This window comes from Streptomyces sp. NBC_00045, assembly GCF_045041095.1.
Taxonomy (GTDB): Bacteria; Actinomycetota; Actinomycetes; order Streptomycetales; family Streptomycetaceae; genus Streptomyces.
On record NZ_CP108271.1, the window covers coordinates 7,269,274 to 7,285,938 of the forward strand.

At 71.6% G+C, this 16,665-nt stretch carries 10 protein-coding genes and 1 riboswitch; of the genes, 5 read left to right on the forward strand and 5 right to left on the reverse strand.

Annotated elements, in window-relative coordinates:
• The first annotated feature begins 40 nt into the window (after positions 1 to 40).
• From aceB to OHA65_RS33670, 4 genes are all read left to right on the forward strand, one after another.
• Complete coding sequence (gene aceB / locus OHA65_RS33655; protein WP_405763117.1) at positions 41 to 1,645, forward strand: malate synthase A; 1,605 nt, start codon at positions 41 to 43, stop codon at positions 1,643 to 1,645.
• A gap of 56 nt (positions 1,646 to 1,701) precedes the next feature.
• Positions 1,702 to 2,526, forward strand: coding sequence for a 3-hydroxybutyryl-CoA dehydrogenase (locus OHA65_RS33660; protein WP_371646748.1), 825 nt, complete (start codon positions 1,702 to 1,704; stop codon positions 2,524 to 2,526).
• Between the two features lie 206 nt (positions 2,527 to 2,732).
• Positions 2,733 to 2,969, forward strand: a riboswitch (cobalamin riboswitch).
• 163 nt (positions 2,970 to 3,132) lie between these two features.
• Positions 3,133 to 5,457: a 5-methyltetrahydropteroyltriglutamate--homocysteine S-methyltransferase gene (gene metE / locus OHA65_RS33665; RefSeq protein ID WP_405763119.1), complete on the forward strand. Its 2,325-nt coding sequence runs from the start codon at positions 3,133 to 3,135 to the stop codon at positions 5,455 to 5,457.
• Between the two features lie 114 nt (positions 5,458 to 5,571).
• Complete coding sequence (locus OHA65_RS33670; RefSeq protein ID WP_328764547.1) at positions 5,572 to 6,309, forward strand: CPBP family intramembrane glutamic endopeptidase; 738 nt, start codon at positions 5,572 to 5,574, stop codon at positions 6,307 to 6,309.
• Positions 6,310 to 6,313: 4 nt separating this feature from the next.
• Here the strand turns inward: OHA65_RS33670 and OHA65_RS33675 are convergent, their stop codons facing one another.
• Positions 6,314 to 7,993 (reverse strand): alpha/beta hydrolase, encoded by a 1,680-nt coding sequence (locus OHA65_RS33675; protein ID WP_327279904.1) that lies wholly within the window; start codon positions 7,991 to 7,993, stop codon positions 6,314 to 6,316.
• Between the two features lie 181 nt (positions 7,994 to 8,174).
• On the opposite strand from OHA65_RS33675, the gene OHA65_RS33680 reads away from it, so the two are divergent.
• Positions 8,175 to 9,515, forward strand: coding sequence for a diacylglycerol kinase family protein (locus OHA65_RS33680; RefSeq protein WP_327279905.1), 1,341 nt, complete (start codon positions 8,175 to 8,177; stop codon positions 9,513 to 9,515).
• Positions 9,516 to 9,560: 45 nt separating this feature from the next.
• On the opposite strand, the gene OHA65_RS33685 is transcribed toward OHA65_RS33680, so the two are convergent.
• The 4 genes from OHA65_RS33685 to OHA65_RS33700 form a co-directional block, all read right to left on the reverse strand.
• Entirely contained in the window at positions 9,561 to 11,309 is a 1,749-nt protein-coding gene (locus OHA65_RS33685) for a SulP family inorganic anion transporter (protein ID WP_328764549.1), read from the reverse strand.
• 13 nt (positions 11,310 to 11,322) lie between these two features.
• Positions 11,323 to 14,043 carry an HAD-IC family P-type ATPase gene (locus tag OHA65_RS33690; RefSeq protein ID WP_327279907.1) on the reverse strand — a complete coding sequence of 907 codons (2,721 nt, stop codon included), beginning with the start codon at positions 14,041 to 14,043 and terminating at the stop codon, positions 11,323 to 11,325.
• A gap of 63 nt (positions 14,044 to 14,106) precedes the next feature.
• A complete protein-coding gene (locus OHA65_RS33695; protein ID WP_327279908.1) occupies positions 14,107 to 15,096 on the reverse strand; it encodes a polyphosphate kinase 2 family protein in 990 nt (329 codons plus the stop codon).
• Positions 15,097 to 15,117: 21 nt separating this feature from the next.
• A complete protein-coding gene (locus OHA65_RS33700; protein ID WP_327279909.1) occupies positions 15,118 to 16,545 on the reverse strand; it encodes an MFS transporter in 1,428 nt (475 codons plus the stop codon).
• Positions 16,546 to 16,665 lie beyond the last annotated feature (120 nt).

Sequence of the window (16,665 nt, forward strand, 5' to 3'; positions counted from 1 at the left end):
GCCCCGGGCGCCCGCCACCCACGCTGAGGAGAAGAACCACATGTCACTCACGCCCCCGACCGGCAGCGTCCGGGTCCTCGGCGCACCGGGTGAGCGCCACGACGAGATCCTGACCCCCGGGGCCCTGGAGTTCCTCGGCCGGCTCGACGCCGCGTTCGCGGACCGCCGCCTGGAGATCCTCAAGGAGCGCCGCCGCCGCTCGGGCCACCTGGCCGGGGGTACCCCGCTCGACTTCCCGCTCGCCACCCGCGCCCTCCGCGAGGACCCCGACTGGAGGGTCGCCCCGCCCGCGCCCGGACTCACCGACCGGCGGGTCGAGATCACCGGGCCCCCCGAGCGGCGGACGGCCGTCAACGCCCTGAACTCCGGAGCCGAGGTCTGGATGGCCGACTTCGAGGACGCCACCGCCCCGACCTGGACCCACGTCATCGGCGGCCAGCTCACCCTGCTCGACGCCATCGAACGGCGCATCGACTTCACCAGCCCGGAGGGCAAGGAGTACCGCCTCGGCGAGCGGCTTGCGACCATCACCGTCCGCCCCCGCGGCTGGCACCTGCTCGAAGAGCACCTGGAGATCGACGGCCGACCCCTGTCCGCCTCCCTCGTCGACTTCGGCCTGTACTTCTTCCACTGCGCGCAGCGGCAGATCGACGTCGGCCACGGCCCGTACTTCTACCTGCCCAAGCTGGAGAACCGGTACGAGGCGCGGCTGTGGAACGACGTCTTCCTCCTCGCCCAGGAACTCCTCGGCATCCCCCGCGGCACCGTCCGCGCCACCGTCCTCATCGAGACGATCACGGCCGCCTTCGAGATGGAGGAGATCCTCCACGAGCTGCGCGAACACAGCGCGGGCCTCAACGCCGGGCGTTGGGACTACCTCTTCAGCCTCGTCAAGACCTTCGGCCACCGCACCGACTTCCAACTGCCCGATCGGGCCGCGGTCACCATGACCGCTCCCTTCATGCGGGCCTACACCGAACTCCTCGTCCGGACCTGCCACCGGCGCGGTGCCCATGCCATCGGCGGGATGGCGGCCCACGTCCCGAGCAAGGACCCGGACACGAACGCCGCGGCGATCGCGAAGGTCCGCTTGGACAAGGAGCGCGAGGCCGAGGACGGCTTCGACGGCTCCTGGGTGGCCCATCCCGGGCTGGTCCCCGTCTGCCGCGAGGTCTTCGACGGCGTCCTGGGGGAGCGGTCGAACCAGCTGGAGCGGACGCGGGAGGACGTCGAGACCACGGCCGCCGACCTGCTGTCCGTACGCCGGACCGCCGCGCCCCCCACACGGGAGGGGATCCGCTCGAACGTCGCCGTGGCCCTGCGCTACTTCGACGCCTGGCTGCGCGGCAGCGGCGCGGTGGCCCTGTACGGCCTGATGGAGGACGCCGCGACCGCCGAGATCGCCCGCGTCCAGATCTGGCAGTGGATCCGCCACGACCGGGTCGACCGGGCAACGGTCCTCGACCTCCTCGACGCCGAATGCGCCGCCCTGGAGAACGAGGATCCGCAGGCACTCGTCCTCGAAGCGCGCGAGGTCTTCGTGGACACGGCGCTGTCGGTGCAGCTCCCGGCCTTCTTCACCCCCGGGGCCTACACCCGCCACCTCGTCCGCAGCGCCGCCGTCACCGCGCGGGTGAACGCGTGAACGCCGCGGTGGGGCCGGGCCGGATCCTGCGCGTCGGCATCGTCGGTGGAGGACAGATGGGCGCCGGCATCGCCGAGGCGTGTGCCCGGGCCGGCCTCGACACCGTCGTCGCCGAGTCGGACACCGCCGCCGCCCGCGCCGCCCGGGAGCGGATCGCCGTTTCCCTGGAGCGTGCCGTCCAGCGGGGCAAGCTGGACCGGATCTCCGCGGAGGACGCGCTGTCCCGGCTGCTGTTCACCGGGGACCTGGAGGACCTCGCCGACCGCCAGCTCGTCATCGAGGCCGTCACCGAGAACCCCGACACCAAGATCGAGGTCTTCGCCGCCCTCGACAAGATCGTCGAGAATCCCGGGACCATCCTCGCCACGAACACCTCCGCCATCCCGATCATGCGTCTGGGCATGGCGACCGGACGCGCCGACAAGGTGGTGGGCCTGCACTTCTTCAACCCCGTGCCCGTTCTACCGCTCGTCGAGGTCGTGTCCTCCCTCCATACGTCGGCGGACACCCTCGCCACCGTCGAGGCCTTCGCCCGTGACGCCCTGGGCAAGACCACCGTCCGATCCCGGGACCGCGCCGGTTTCGTCGTGAACGCGCTGCTGGTCCCCTACCTGCTCTCGGCCATCCGCATGGCCGAATCCGGGTACGCCAGCGCGCAGGACGTGGACACCGCAATGGAACTGGGCTGCGCCCACCCGATGGGCCCGCTCAAGCTCGCCGACCTGATCGGGCTGGACACGGTCGAGGCCATCGCCGAATCCCTCTACCAGGAGTTCAAGGAACCGCTCTACGCCCCGCCCCCGCTGCTTCAACGGATGGTGCAGGCAGGGCTGCTGGGCCGCAAGAGCGGCCGAGGGTTCCACACGTACGGCCGGGGCTGAGGGGCCCCGGCACGTCTCCGGGCCCGAGGGTGCCCGGAGGCACGCGGTGACGGTGGGGTTCGGCGAGTGGTGTCGCCGCGCCCCACCGTGTCCCGTTCCACCGCAGGTCGTGTGAAGCCGGTGCCGTCTCGTCGTCTCGTCGTCTCGTCGTCTCGCGATCCGGTCCGAATGACGGACGGGGGTCGTCGCCGGGTCGGCGCGCGAACTAGGGTGGCCGTGCAGCTGGTTCGCCCCGTCCGCCAGGCGGGATGCGTCGTAAGAGGGAACCCGGTGGGAATCCGGGACTGCCCCGCAGCGGTGAGCGGGAACGACCGCCGTCATACGCACTGGGACCGGAAGACGGTCCTGGGAAGCGACGGCCAGTAGGTGCCCGCCGGTAGGAGCATGAGTGCCGGCAGGCGTGCCCGCGAGTCCGAAGACCTGCCCGTTGCCCGTAAGCGGACGATTCCGCGTGCGGAGATCCCGGTGACCTCGTGGGCGGGTCGGCGTGCACGACGAGCGGCCGTTGCGGTAATTGCGCGACGTGGGCCGTCCGTTCCGTCGCTCCTTCGCGTCCGCGTCCCGTTACCGGGGCGTTCCTGGACACATCTCGCGAAGGAGAGTTCCGTGACGGCGAAGCCCACAGCCGCGGCAGCACGAGCCACCGTGTACGGCTACCCCCGCCAAGGTCAGAGCCGCGACCTGAAGAAGGCGATCGAGGGCTACTGGAAGGGCCGCGTCAGCGCGGGTGCCCTCCGGGAGACCGCGGCGGGCCTGCGCCGTTCGCACTGGCGAGAGCTGACCGAGGCCGGCGTCCACGAAGTGCCCACCGGTGATTTCTCGTACTACGACCACGTCCTGGACACCAGTGTCATGGTCGGCGCCGTCCCCGCGCGGCACCGCGCGGCGGTCGCCGCGGACGCCCTGGACGGGTACTTCGCGATGGCGCGCGGCACCCGGGACGTGGCCCCGCTGGAGATGACCAAATGGTTCGACACGAACTACCATTACCTGGTCCCCGAGCTCGGGCCCGACACCGTCTTCACCGCCGACTCCAGCAAGCAGGTCGCGGAGTTGGAGGAAGCCGTCGCGGCCGGCCACACGGCCCGTCCCGTACTCGTCGGCCCCGTCACCTACCTGCTGCTCGCCAAGCCCGCCCCCGGCGTGGCCGCCGGCTTCGAACCGCTGACCCTGCTCGACCGGCTGCTGCCCGTGTACGCACAGGTCCTCGCCGAGCTGCGGGCCGCGGGCGCCGAGTGGGTCCAGCTCGACGAGCCGGCCCTGGTGCAGGACCGCACCCCGGCCGACCTGAACGCCGCGGCCCGTGCCTACCGCGACCTCGGCGCGGCCACCGGGCGTCCGAAGCTGCTGATCGCCTCGTACTTCGGCCGGCTCGGCGAAGCGCTGCCGGTGCTGGCCAAGGCGCCGGTCGAGGGCCTGGCGCTCGACTTCACCGAGGCCGGCGCGGCCAACCTGGAGGACCTCGCGGCGGTCGGTGGCCTGCCCGGCAAACGCCTGGTCGCGGGCGTGGTCAACGGCCGCAACGTCTGGATCAACGACTACCAGAAGTCCCTGACCGTCCTGGGCACGCTCCTCGGCCTCGCCGAGCGCGTGGACGTCTCCGCGTCCTGCTCGCTCCTGCACGTCCCGCTGGACGCCGCCGCCGAGCGCGACATCGACCCGCAGGTCCGCCGCTGGCTCGCCTTCGCCCGCCAGAAGACGCGGGAGATCTCCGTCCTGGCCCGAGGACTGGCCCGGGGCATGGACTCCATCGCGGCCGAACTCGCCGCGAACCGGGCCGATCTGGCTTCCCGCGCCGGATCCGCCCTCACCCACGACCCGGCCGTGCGCACCCGGACCGCGGCCGTCACCGACACCGACGGCCACCGCGCGCAGCCGTACGCCGAGCGCTCCGTCGCCCAGCGGGCCCGCCTGGGCCTGCCGCTGCTGCCGACCACCACGATCGGCTCCTTCCCGCAGACCGACGAACTGCGCGCGGCCCGCGCGGACCTGCGGGCGGGGCGGATCGACACCGCGGGCTACGAGGCGCGCATCAAGAGCGAGATCGAGGAAGTGGTCTCCTTCCAGGAGAAGACCGGCCTCGACGTCCTGGTGCACGGCGAGCCCGAACGCAACGACATGGTGCAGTACTTCGCCGAGCAGCTGACGGGCTACCTGGCCACGCAGCACGGCTGGGTCCAGTCCTACGGCACCCGTTACGTGCGCCCGCCGGTGCTGGCCGGGGACGTCTCCCGCCCCGAGCCCATGACCGTCCGCTGGACCTCGTACGCGCAGTCCCTGACGTCCAAGCCGGTCAAGGGCATGCTGACCGGGCCCGTCACCATGCTCGCCTGGTCCTTCGTACGCGACGATCAGCCGCTCGGCGAGAGTGCCCGCCAGGTCGCGTTCGCCCTGCGGGACGAGGTGAACGACCTGGAGGCGGCCGGGACTTCGGTGATCCAGGTCGACGAGCCCGCCCTGCGCGAAACGCTGCCGCTGCGAGCCGCCGACCACGCCGACTACCTGGCCTGGGCCACCGAGGCGTTCCGCCTCACCACCAGCGGCGTCCGGCCGGACACGCAGATCCACACCCACATGTGCTACGCCGAGTTCGGTGACGTCGTCCAGGCCATCGACGAGCTCGACGCCGACGTCATCAGTCTGGAAGCCGCCCGCTCCCACATGCAGGTCGCCCGCGAACTCGCCGGCCACGGTTACCCCCGAGGGGCAGGCCCGGGCGTCTGGGACATCCACTCCCCGCGCGTCCCGAGCACCCGGGAGGCGGCCGGTCTGCTGCGCACCGGACTGGAGGCCATCCCGGCCGAGCGGCTGTGGGTCAACCCCGACTGCGGCCTGAAGACCCGCGGCTGGCCCGAGACCCGCGCCTCCCTCGAAAACCTGGTCGCCGCCGCCCGTGAGGTCCGCTCCGGCCTCGCGGGCGACCCCACCTGACCGGCACGGGGGACACCGGCTCGTCGCCGTGATGCGCGGGCCGGGCCCTGGCTACAGTGCAGGATGATCGGGGTCGCTCGCGCTGACCTGTCGTCATGACCGAGGTGGGTCCCCATGCCCCGCAGCACCCCCGACGGCGCCGGGCGGCGGCCCCGGCGGCCGATCGGTACCTGGCCGGCCGTGGGCGTCACGGTGGCTGTCCTCGTGGCGGCCAACGCGGCCCTGCACCGCTGGTCGGGCCCGTGGGGCGTGGTGACGGCCGTCGTGGTCAGCGGGGTGCTGCTCGGTGTGCTGCGCTGGGCCGGCGGCACCCTCGCGGACGCCGGTCTGGCGCCGGGCACGCTGGCCCGCGGCGCCCGTTGGGCGCTGGCCCTCATCGCCCTGGTCGGCATCGTCTACCTGGCCGGGGCCCTGCTGCCGGCCACCAGGACGCTGTTCGAGGACCGTCGGTACGCGGGGATGGACGGGGGCGAGGTGATGCTGCGCGTCCTCGTGCTGGTCCCCGTCGGTACGGTCCTGGTGGAGGAGATCGCGTTCCGCGGCGTGCTCTACGGTCTGGTGCGCCGCGACCGCGGGGCGGTGTGGGCGACCGCCGTGTCGAGTGCGCTGTTCGGCCTGTGGCACGTGCTGCCCTCGCTGCACCTGGCGACCGCGAAACCGGCCCTGACCACGGCCTTCGGTCGGTCCGGACTCGGGGCCGCCCTCGCGGTCGTGGCAGCCGTGTTGTTCACGGCGGCGGCGGGCGTGCTGTTCTGCGAGCTGCGCCGCCGCAGCGGCAGTCTGCTGGCTCCCATGGGCCTGCACTGGGCCGTCAACGCGTTCGGATACCTCGTCGGGTTCCTGCTGCGCTGACCGCTCAGCCCTGCGGCGAGACGATGTCCTTCAGCCGGTCCAGGTCCTGCGCGGTGAATCCGGACGGTCGCATGACGGAGTTCCAGGCGTCGACGTACGCGGCCTTGTAGGTGTGGCCGTGGCCGTCCGGAACGCCCGTGGAGAACGGCAGGTCGGCGGTGACCTGCCAGAAGGTCACGAACGGGATCCAGACCATCGCGCCGAGCACGTCCGAGCCGGGCCGCTCACGGATCCAGTCGGGCTCCGACAGGGCCAGCTGCGGGCTCCACCAGACGATCGGATCGGAGGGGTGCATGAGGTAGACCACCCGCGGGCCGTCCCACGGCCGGTCCGCGGGAGGGATCCCGGCGGCCGGGTCGTTCGTGAACCGGACGGTCCGGCCCTCCCGGTAGACGGGCTCGATCTCCGGGCTCCCCGCGTCGCGGCGGTCGCTGAACTCGCGGAAGAGGGTGTTGAAGTTGGGCGGGCCGGCGAACACCGTGCCGGCGGTGCGGTTGCGCAGGTCGTACTCCCCGCTGAAGGCCGTCTCACCCCCGAACGAGCCCAGGCTCTCGCCCGCCACGAACAGGCGCGGACGCCGGTCCGTCGGCAGTTTGGACCACTTGTCGTAGACCGCGTCGAAGAGGTCCCGGCCGGCCTCGCGCGCCTTGGACTGGTCGACCAGGTACGACATCCACGACGGCAGGTACGAGTACTGGATCGCCACCGTGGCCGAGTCGCCGTTGCCGAGGTACTCGAACGAGTCCACGGCGGCGGGGTCGACCCAGCCGCTGCCCGTCGTGGTCATCACGAGCAGGTTCGTGCGTTCGAAACCGCCCGCCCGTTCGAGGTCCGCGACGGCCCGGGCCGCCCGGGACTCCGTGTCGTCGGAGGTTTCCAGCCCGGCGTAGGCCCGGATGGGCTCCTGCGCCGTGCGGTGGGTGAACGCGCCGATCGTCTGGGCCGACGGTCCGCTGCCCGTGAACGCCCGCCCCTCGTAACCCAGCGAGTCCCACGGCACCAGCGAGCCGGGACCGCCCGACCGCAGCACGGACGTGGGCTGGTGCACCCCCTCCGGAGTATGCGTGTCGCCCAGCGAGAACGACTCGTTGGCCGCGTTCACGAAGCCGCTCAGCAGCACCCCGGAGAACACGGCCCACGCCAGCCCCGCCACCAGGAGCCAGCCGACCACCCGCGCCGCCCGCCTGCCGATCCAGCGCCCGAGCAGGGCGGCGGCCCGGCGGTACAGGGCGCGCAGCCCCCGCCCGGCAAGGAGCAGGAGCAGGAAGACGACGGCGGCGACGAGGGGGCAGGCGACGGCGGCGAGGACGTTGTAGTCGGTGACCCCCATCAGCCCGCGGATCTCGTGCTGCCAGTACTGCCCGAGCCCGAACGAGACGCCGAAGAGCACGATCGCGCTGACGAACAGGACCAGCCACGACCTGCGCGGGGCGCTGCGGGCGTCCCGGTCGGCGAAAGCGCGCCACACGTAGGCCGCGACCACGCCCAGCCCGTACCCGATGGCCGCTCCGATGCCGCAGACCAGCCCCTGGAGTACGCCTCCGCGGGGAAGGAGCGACGGGGTGAAGGACAGGCACGCCAGGACGAGGGCGCCCCAGCAGCCGGGCAGCGTGAGGTGGAGCCGTCGGTGGTGCTCGCGCGGTGCCGGCTCGTGCGACGGAGGTTCCGGCGGGTTGTTGGTCATGGCGTGCCTCCGCGGTCATCGTCCCAAGGCGCGGCCGGTCGTGCCATTCGGTGCCGGGCGGTCGCATCCGGCGCGTGGGCGGGCCGAGCCGAGTGGGCGCTCGTAGCCTGAAGGCAGTGCCCGGCTTCCGTCCGGCAGCCGGCGGAGCGGCGGAAGGCCGCCCCAGGCGGGAGGTTGTGCCATGAGTAGGAGTTGGACCGCCCGACTGTCCCTGGTCGCGGGCCTGGCGGCGCCCGTGGTGCTGCTGGTGTTCGGTGGCCTCGCGAGCCTCGTGCTGATGGGGGTGGGCTGGGTAGGGCTGGCCCTCACGGGGGCGGGTGTGTGGTGGATGCTCACCCACACCGGCTGGATCAGGGTGCTGTCCGTGCTGCTGGTGGTCGTCGCACCCCTCGCCGTCCTACTCCTGTACGCGACGGCGGGGCTGCTGTGGGTCGTGCTGGTCTCGCTCGGCCTGTGGGCCCTGGCCATTGCCGCGGGCCGGGCCGCTCTCGCCGAGGACACGGCGGCAGGCATGCCGGAGCACGCCGCGGTCCGGGCCGAGCGGCCCTTCCTGATCATGAATCCGCGCTCGGGCGGCGGAAAGGTCGAGAAGTTCCGCCTGGCGGAGCGGGCGAGGGACCTGGGCGCCGAGGTCTTCGTACTGGATCCGGCCCGGCGGCAGGACGTGGCCGAGCTGGCGCGGCAGGCCGTCGCGGACGGGGCCGACCTGCTCGGTGTCGCGGGCGGTGACGGTACGCAGGCCCTGGTGGCCGCCGTGGCCGTGGAGCACGACGTCCCGTTCATGGTGATCAGCGCCGGCACGCGCAATCACTTCGCCATGGACCTGGGCCTGGACCGGCAGGATCCGTCCCGGTGTCTGGAGGCACTGACCGACGGCGTCGAACTGCGCGTCGACCTCGGTTACATCGACGAGGGAGGACCGGCGCAGGGGAGCACCGGGCGCGTCTTCGTGAACAGCGCCTCGTTCGGCGTGTACGCGGAAGTCGTGCAGAGTCCCGCCTACCGTGACGACAAGGCCCGCACCACCTTGGAGATGCTGCCGGCCCTGCTGACCCACGACAGCGGCGCGCGGCTGGGCGTCCGTGCGGATGCGCTGGCCCTGGACGGTCCCCAAGCCGTGCTGGTCAGCAACAACCCCTATCAGAGGGGGGATTCCGCCGGGCTGGGGCGACGGGAGCGGCTGGACTCCGGTGAGCTGGGGGTGCTGGGCGTCGAGGTCGCGAACGCCGCCGAGGCGGCGGAGCTCCTGCTGCACCGCGGGCAGGGCCGCGGCCTGACCGAGGCCACCGCCCGTGAGGTCGTCGTCGACGCGGACGCTCCCGTCATCCCGGTCGGTGTCGACGGCGAGGCCCTGGTGCTGTCCACACCGGTGCGCTGCCGCATCGCGCCCGGCGCCCTGCGCGTGCGCGTGCCCCGCCACCGTCCCGGCGTGCCGCGCGCGACGGCTCCGATGAACTGGCGCCGCGTGCGGCGGCTGGCGCTGACCGTGGGACGGACCGCGACGGGACACGGTGGTGCCTGAGCGGCGGAGCGGGCCGGCGTCGGAGTCCTCCCACCGGGAAGGCGGTCACGTCCCGTCGGTGGCGGGGGGCGCCCATTGAGCTCCGGTCCGCCGGCGAAAGGCGTGGACGGCGGCCTCCACGGTGGGGAAGAAGTGCTCGGGGTCGATGGTCCGGGTGAGTTCGTACCTCTCGATCTTCCGCCGCACGGGGTCTTTGAGCTCGGCGAACACGAGGTGGACGCCGTCCGCGTTGAGCTCCTCGTCGAGCTCCTCCAGGATGTCGGCGGCAGTGGTGTCCACGTCGGTCATGGGCTCCGCCGCGACCACGATCCAGCTCGGCCGCGGGTCCGCGCCCGCCATCCGCCTGACCTCGTCCCGGAACGTCTTGGCGTTGGCGAAGAAGAGCGGGGCGTCGAACCGGTAGATCACCAGGCCCGGCAGTTGTTCGGCCTGCGGGTAGGAGCGGATGTCGTGGTAGCCCTCCAGGTCCTGGACCCGCCCGAGCACAGTGTCGTACGGCCACCATGCGCGCCGGAAGACGTTGAGGACCGACAGGCCCACGGCGATGGCGATCCCGGGCAGCACGCCGAGCAGGGCCACACCGGCGAAGGCCGCGAAGCACAGCAGGAACTCCGTCCGGCGCTGCCGCCACAGCCGTACGGCTCCCGGTACGTCGGCCAGGGACAGCGACGCGGTGATGACCACGGCGGCCAGGGCCGGCTGGGGGAGGTTGCGGAACAGGCCCGGGGCCAGCACGAGCATGAGGACGATGAGCGCCGCTCCGACGACCCCGGTGAGCTGGCTCCTGGCCCCCGCGCGCTCCGCCACCGCAGTCCGGGAGCCGCTCGTGCTGACGGGGAAGCCCTGGAAGAGGGCCGCCGCCAGGTTGGCCGCACCGACGCCCCCCATCTCCTGGTTGCCGCGCACCTCCTGCCCGGTGCGTGCCGCGAAGGCGGACGCATTGGAGATCGTGTCGGCCAACGACACCAGGGCGATGCCCAGCGCACCGCCGAGCAGCGGCGCGAGGTCGGTGAGCCGCACATCGGGGAGGGTGAAGGGCGGGAACCCCTCGGGCAGTACGCCGACCAGGCCGACGCCGTGCGCGCCCAGGTCGAGGGCGGAAGCCGCGGCGATCGCCAGGACCACCATCACGAGCACCGCGGGGACCTTGGGCAGGAAGCGCTGCAGGACCAGGACCAGGGCGATCCCGCACAGCCCCACCGCGGCGGCGGCCGGCACCGCCGCCCCGTCGGCGAGTTCCTGCACGAGGCCGACGCACTGGCCGATCAGGTTGTCCGCCTCGACCTTGAAGCCGAGCAGTTTGGGCAGCTGGCCGATCAGAATGGTCAGGGCCAGGCCGTTCATGTAGCCGATCATCGTCGGCCTGGAGATCAGGTCGGCGATGAAGCCGAGCTTCGCCACCGAGGCCAGGATCATGATGGCCGCCACCATGACCGCGAGCATCGACCCCAGCGCGACGGCCCGGCCGGGATCCCCGTCGGCCGCCACCAGGGGCAGCACCGTGGCGGCGATCATCGGACCCAGCGAGGAATCCGGGCCCAGCACCAGGATCCGGGACGGGCCGAACACCGCGTACCCGAGCAGGCAGAGGATCGTCGTGTACAGGCCGGTGATGGCCGGCAGGCCCGCCAACTCGGCGTACGCCATGCCCTGCGGCACCAGCAGCGTGGTCAGGACGACTCCCGCGACCAGGTCCTTGACCAGCCACTCGCGCCGGTAGGACGAGGCCGCGCGGATCCCGGGGACCGACCGCAAACGGGTGAGGACCCCGTGGCCCCGGTGCCGGGTCGTCACGGACGGGCCTTCCTCATACGGCCCTCGACCGGCGGGCCACGAACTTGCCCAGTTCCCACACCAGCAGGAGCACCACCGCGGCCAGCAGCGCCCAGCCGAACTGCCGGGCGTTGATGTCGGTCGTCCCGAGGAGGCGGCGGAAGCCGTCCATTTGGGTGACCATCACGGAGAGTACGAACTGGGCCAGGGCGACCCAGTTCATCTGCTTGCTGTCGAAGGTCGACGCCGTCAGCACGGACTCCGTCTCGCTGCGGCATTCGAAGGCGGCCACGATCAGACAGAGCGCGAAGGCCGTGAACGCGATCGACTGCCCGGTCTCCACGCTGTCCCACTGGTTCTGGCCTAGCTTGATCAGCGCGAGCAGGAGGACGGTGATCGCCAGGCCGCCCAGTCCGACCGTGACGAGCACGGGCCGCGTGAGCACCGATTCCCCACGAGGACGCGGCCGGCGCCGCATGAGGCCGGCGCTCTCGCGGTCGAAGCCGAGCGCGAAGCCGAACGATGCGTTGACGACGAAGTGGATCCACAGCACCTGCGGCGGGGTGAAGGGCTCACCCGCGGCGATGTTGAAGACGGTGGCCCCCAGGAACGTCAGCACGAACGTGACCAGCAGGAGCAGCACGAACCGGATGTACTTGGTGAGGTTGTCGTAGATCGTCCGGCCCTGCTCCACGGCGTAGACGATGGTGGCGAAATTGTCGTCCGAAAGGATCATGCGGCCGGCGTTCTTCGCCACGTCCGTGCCGCTGCCCATGGCGATGCCGATGTCCGCGGCCTTGATGGCCGGCGCGTCGTTGACGCCGTCCCCCGTCATCGCCACGACCTCGCCCTTCTTCTTGAGCGTGTTCGCGAGCAGCACCTTGTGCTCCGGGGCGACCCGCCCCACCACGCCGATCCTCTCGATGCGGGCGAGCTGTTCGTCCTCGCTCATGGCGGCGAAATCGGCGCCGAGGACGGCCTCGCCGGGGATGCCGATCTGCCGGGCGATCGCCGCGCCGGTGGTGACGTCGTCCCCGGTCACCAGGCGGACCCGGATGTGCGCCGCTTGCGCGTCGGCCACCGCGGCCTTCGCCTCCTCACGGGGTGGATCGACCATGCCGACGAGACTGGCCATCCGCAGATCGGTGACGTACGCGAGCAGATCGCCCTCCGGATCGAAACCGTCCGGGTCCAGGTCACGGCTGGCCGCGGCCATCACCCGGCGCCCCTCCCCGCCCATCCGCTCGCTCGCCTCCTCGGCACGACGGAGCAGATCGGCGTCCCAGGGGATCGTTTCACCCGCCGCGAGCGCGGTGGTCGCCCGCGCCATCACCGCCGGGCCCGCACCTTTGACGAAGCAGCGCACGACCTGCCGCCCGGAGGCGTCGGCCGCCGAGTGGAAGGTGGCCATCAACTTGTACTCGGGGTCGAACGGGAGGGTGGCGAGCCGGGGAAGGGCGGCCCGGGTGGCGTCGGTGTCCAGGCCGGCCTTGTGCGCGAGCACCAGCAGCGCGCCCTCGGTGGGGTCGCCCACCACCTCGCCGCCCACCAGCTTGGCGTCACTGGCCACCACGTACGGCAGGATCGCGTCCTCGATCCCCGCGGCGGACCCGGCGGCGTGGTGGACCTTGCCTTCGAGTCCGTAGCCCGTGCCCGACACGGTGTACCGGTCGGTGGGGCTCAGCACTTCGACGGCGGTCATCTGGTTCATCGTCAGCGTGCCGGTCTTGTCCGAGTTGATCGCCGACGTGAACGCCAGCGTCTCGACCGACGGCAGCTCCTTGACGATGGCGTTCCGCTTCGCCAGGTTCAGGCTCCCGACAGACAGGATCGCCTGGGTCACGGTCGGCAGGGCCTCGGGGATGGCCGCGATCGCCAGCGAGACCGCGCTGACGAACAGGACGTCCCAGGCCTGGTCGCGCTGCCGTCCCAGGGCGAACATCACGATCATGGTCAGGCCCGCCGCCGCCGTGATCCACAGGGTCAGCCGGTCCAGCTCCTTGGTGAGCGGCGGCACTTCCTTCTCGGTGGCCGACAGCATTCCGGAGATCTTGCCGAGCTCGGTGCCCGCCCCGGTCGCGGTGACGACCATGACGCCGCTGCCGTGCGTGACCGGGGTGTTCATGAAGGCCGTGTTCGTCTGGTCGCCCGGCGCCGGCCGGCCGCCCGTCAGCGCGCCGGTCTCCTTCGCGGCGGGAACGCTCTCACCGGTCAGCGCCGACTCGTCGATCTGCAGGGCGCTGGCCGCGATGAGACGCCCGTCCGCCGGCACCTGGTCCCCGGCGGAGATGAGCACGACATCGCCGTGGACGAGCTGTTCGCCGGGGATCTCGGCCTCCGTACCGTCCCTGCGCACCCGCGCCGTCGCCTTCATCATCGACTTCAGCGCGTTCATGGCGCTCTCGGCCTTGCCCTCCTGGCGCAGTCCCACGACCGCGTTCAGCAGGGTCAGCACGATCAGCAGGATCGCGGTCGTCCACTCCTGGATGACCAGCGAGACGATCGCGGCGGCCACGAGCACGATCTGCATGTAACTGCGGTACTGCGCGAGGAACCGGTGCCAGGCCGGAATCCGCTCCTCCTCGGGGAGCGCGTTCGGGCCGTGCGCGGCCAGGAGTTCCGCGGCCCGAGCCGCGGACAGACCGACGGCGGGATCGACACCGAACGCCGCCGCGACCTCCTCGGGAGAGCGCGTGTACCAGCCGCCCCCGGCAGCCCGGGGCTGTTCCGCCACGGAATCCGACCGCACTGTCATGGTGGTGCCTCCGATCCGGGGCCGCGCAGGGATCCGCGCCGCTCGCGCGCCGTCCGAGGATTGCTAGCCGCGCTTCTTTCGCGTCTTCTTCCCGTGCCCGCCGGCCCGGTCCGCCGACGGGTGCCGGGCGGCGTACGGATCGGCCGGGGCCCCGGCAGGGGCCTCCCGCTCCAGGCTCCGCTTCGTGACGAGGAGGTCCTTGCGCGCCTCCGGCGCCATCACGGGGAACTGCGGATCGATATCCATCAGCGTGTGCGCGAGGACCGCCGCCGCGCAGATCCGCGCGAACCACTTCCGGTCCGCCGGTACGACGTACCACGGCGCCCAGCGCGTACTCGTGGCGGACAGCATCTCGGAGAACGCGAGCTGGTAGTCGTCCCACCGGCGCCGCTCCCGGACGTCGGCCGCGGAGAACTTCCAGTTCTTCTCCGGCAGGTCGATCCGCTTCAGGAAGCGGGTGCGCTGCTCCTCCTTGGACAGGTTCAGGAAGATCTTCACGACCTTGAACCCGTTGTCCGTGAGATAGCGCTCCCAGCGGTTGATCTCCCGGTAGCGGCGGTCCCAGATGCCCGTCCCGGGCCCGTGCTCCGGGAGCTTCTGCCGCAGGAGGATCTCGGGGTGGACCCGTACGACGAGGACCTCCTCGTAGTGCGAGCGGTTGAAGATCGCGATCTCGCCGCGCGCGGGCAGCCGCTGGGCGTAACGCCACAGGTAGTCGTGGTCGAGTTCCTCGGAGGACGGCACCTTGAAGCTGCTGACCCGTACGCCCTGGGGATTGACGCCGCTCATCACGTGGCGGATCGTCCCGTCCTTGCCGCCGGCGTCGAGCGCCTGGAGGCACAGCACCACGCCGTACGTGTCCTGGGCGGCCAGCCGCTCCTGGTACTCGGCCAGCAACGACACCCCGGTCTGGAGCAGCTCGACGCCTTCCCGCTTCTTCATACCTGCCTTGTAGCGGGGATCGAAGTCCCGTTCCAGGTGCACCTTCGATCCCGGTCGCACCCGTAGCGGCTCGACGAAATCCGCGATGCGTTCGGCTCTCCCGTCCGCCATCACACGTCACCCCTCTCGTGGTCATTCTCGGCTCGACCCGCCAAGATCGCCCTCCGGGCGCGCGGCGGCCGGAGACGGCCGCCCGGGGAGGAGCACGGCCGCGGCGAGTCCGGCGAGTCCGATCACGGCCAGCGTGATCATTGCGGCGGCGTAGGCGCCGGTGGTCAGGCCGGCGACGAGGATGGTGCCGGCGACCGCCGTGCCGAGGGAGGAACCGAGGTTCGACACGCTGCGGGAGAGGCCGGATATCTCGCCCTGCCGCTCTTCGGGGAAGCTCGATTGGACGATGTTGACGGAGGGGGTCAGCATCACGCCGAGGCCCAGTCCGATCAGCAGCAGTCCGGGGGTCAGGGCCCAGGGGTTCGGGGAGGAGCCGGCCATCGCTATCAGGATGACGACGCCGGCGATGGTGACGATGAAGCCGGTCATGATGAGGGTCCGCTGGGGCCGCCGCGAGGCGAGTCGTTCGGCGGCGAGCGAAGACACGAGCAGGCCGAGGGTGGCCGCGGTGAAGACGACGCCGGTCTGGATCGCGTCGTAGCCGCGCACGACCTGGAGGTAGGCGGCGATGGTGAACGAGGAACCCATCAGCAGCAGCCATTGGACGTTCTGCGTGACGAGGCCCAGGTTGGAGGTGCGGTCGCGGAACAGGCTGGTCGACAGCAGGGGTTCCTTCCCCGCCCGCTCCTTGGCCCGTACGGACAGGAAGAACCAGAGGAGCACGAGGGCGCCCAGGACGAGCAGGGCGATCATCAGCCAGACGTTGTTGTCGGCCGCGAGGATGCCCATGACGACGAGGATGAGTCCGGTGGCCGAGAGGACCGCTCCAGTGACGTCGAAGGGGCGCGTCGGGTCGGGTGGCAGCGGGTCCCGCAGGCCCCGGCTCAGCACGATGATCACAACGATGACCAGGGCCTGGAACACGAAGGCCGCACGCCAGCTCAGCCACGAGGTGATGAGCCCGCCGATCAGCGGCCCGGCGGCGGCGCCGATGCCGCCCAGCGCCATGATGACGCCGAAGGCACGGGCCCGAGAGGTCAGGTCCGTGAAGATGAGCGTGGTGAGGATGTAGACGGGCGGAATGAGCAGGGCCGTTCCGACGCCTTCCAGGATCGAGTTCCCGAGGATCAGTACGCCCAGACCCGGGGCGGCGGCGCTCAGCAGGGCGCCGATGCCGTAGATGACCAGGCCGACCAGGAGGCAGCGCTTGCGGCCGTAGAGGTCGGTCAGCTTGCCGCCGGGGATCATCAGCGCGGCCATGACCAGGAGGAAGATCGTGATCGCGATCTGCACCCCCTGGACGGTGGTGTCGAGGTCCTCGCTGATGTCATTGATCATCACGTTCATGTTGGACCCGGCGAAGCTGCAGATGAACTGCGCGAGCGCCAGCGGGGCGAGGATGCGCCGCTGAGCGCTCGACGGCTGCCGGGAGGTCGCCGTCTCGGCCACCGGTACCACCTCCGCCTGCCTGTCCCCGTTTCAGGGTGCCCCGCACCAGGGCACGGCGCATGCCGGAAGTCGGGCCCTCCTGCGGGGCACCATCGCCCGACTTCAAGCCGTTTCGTGATG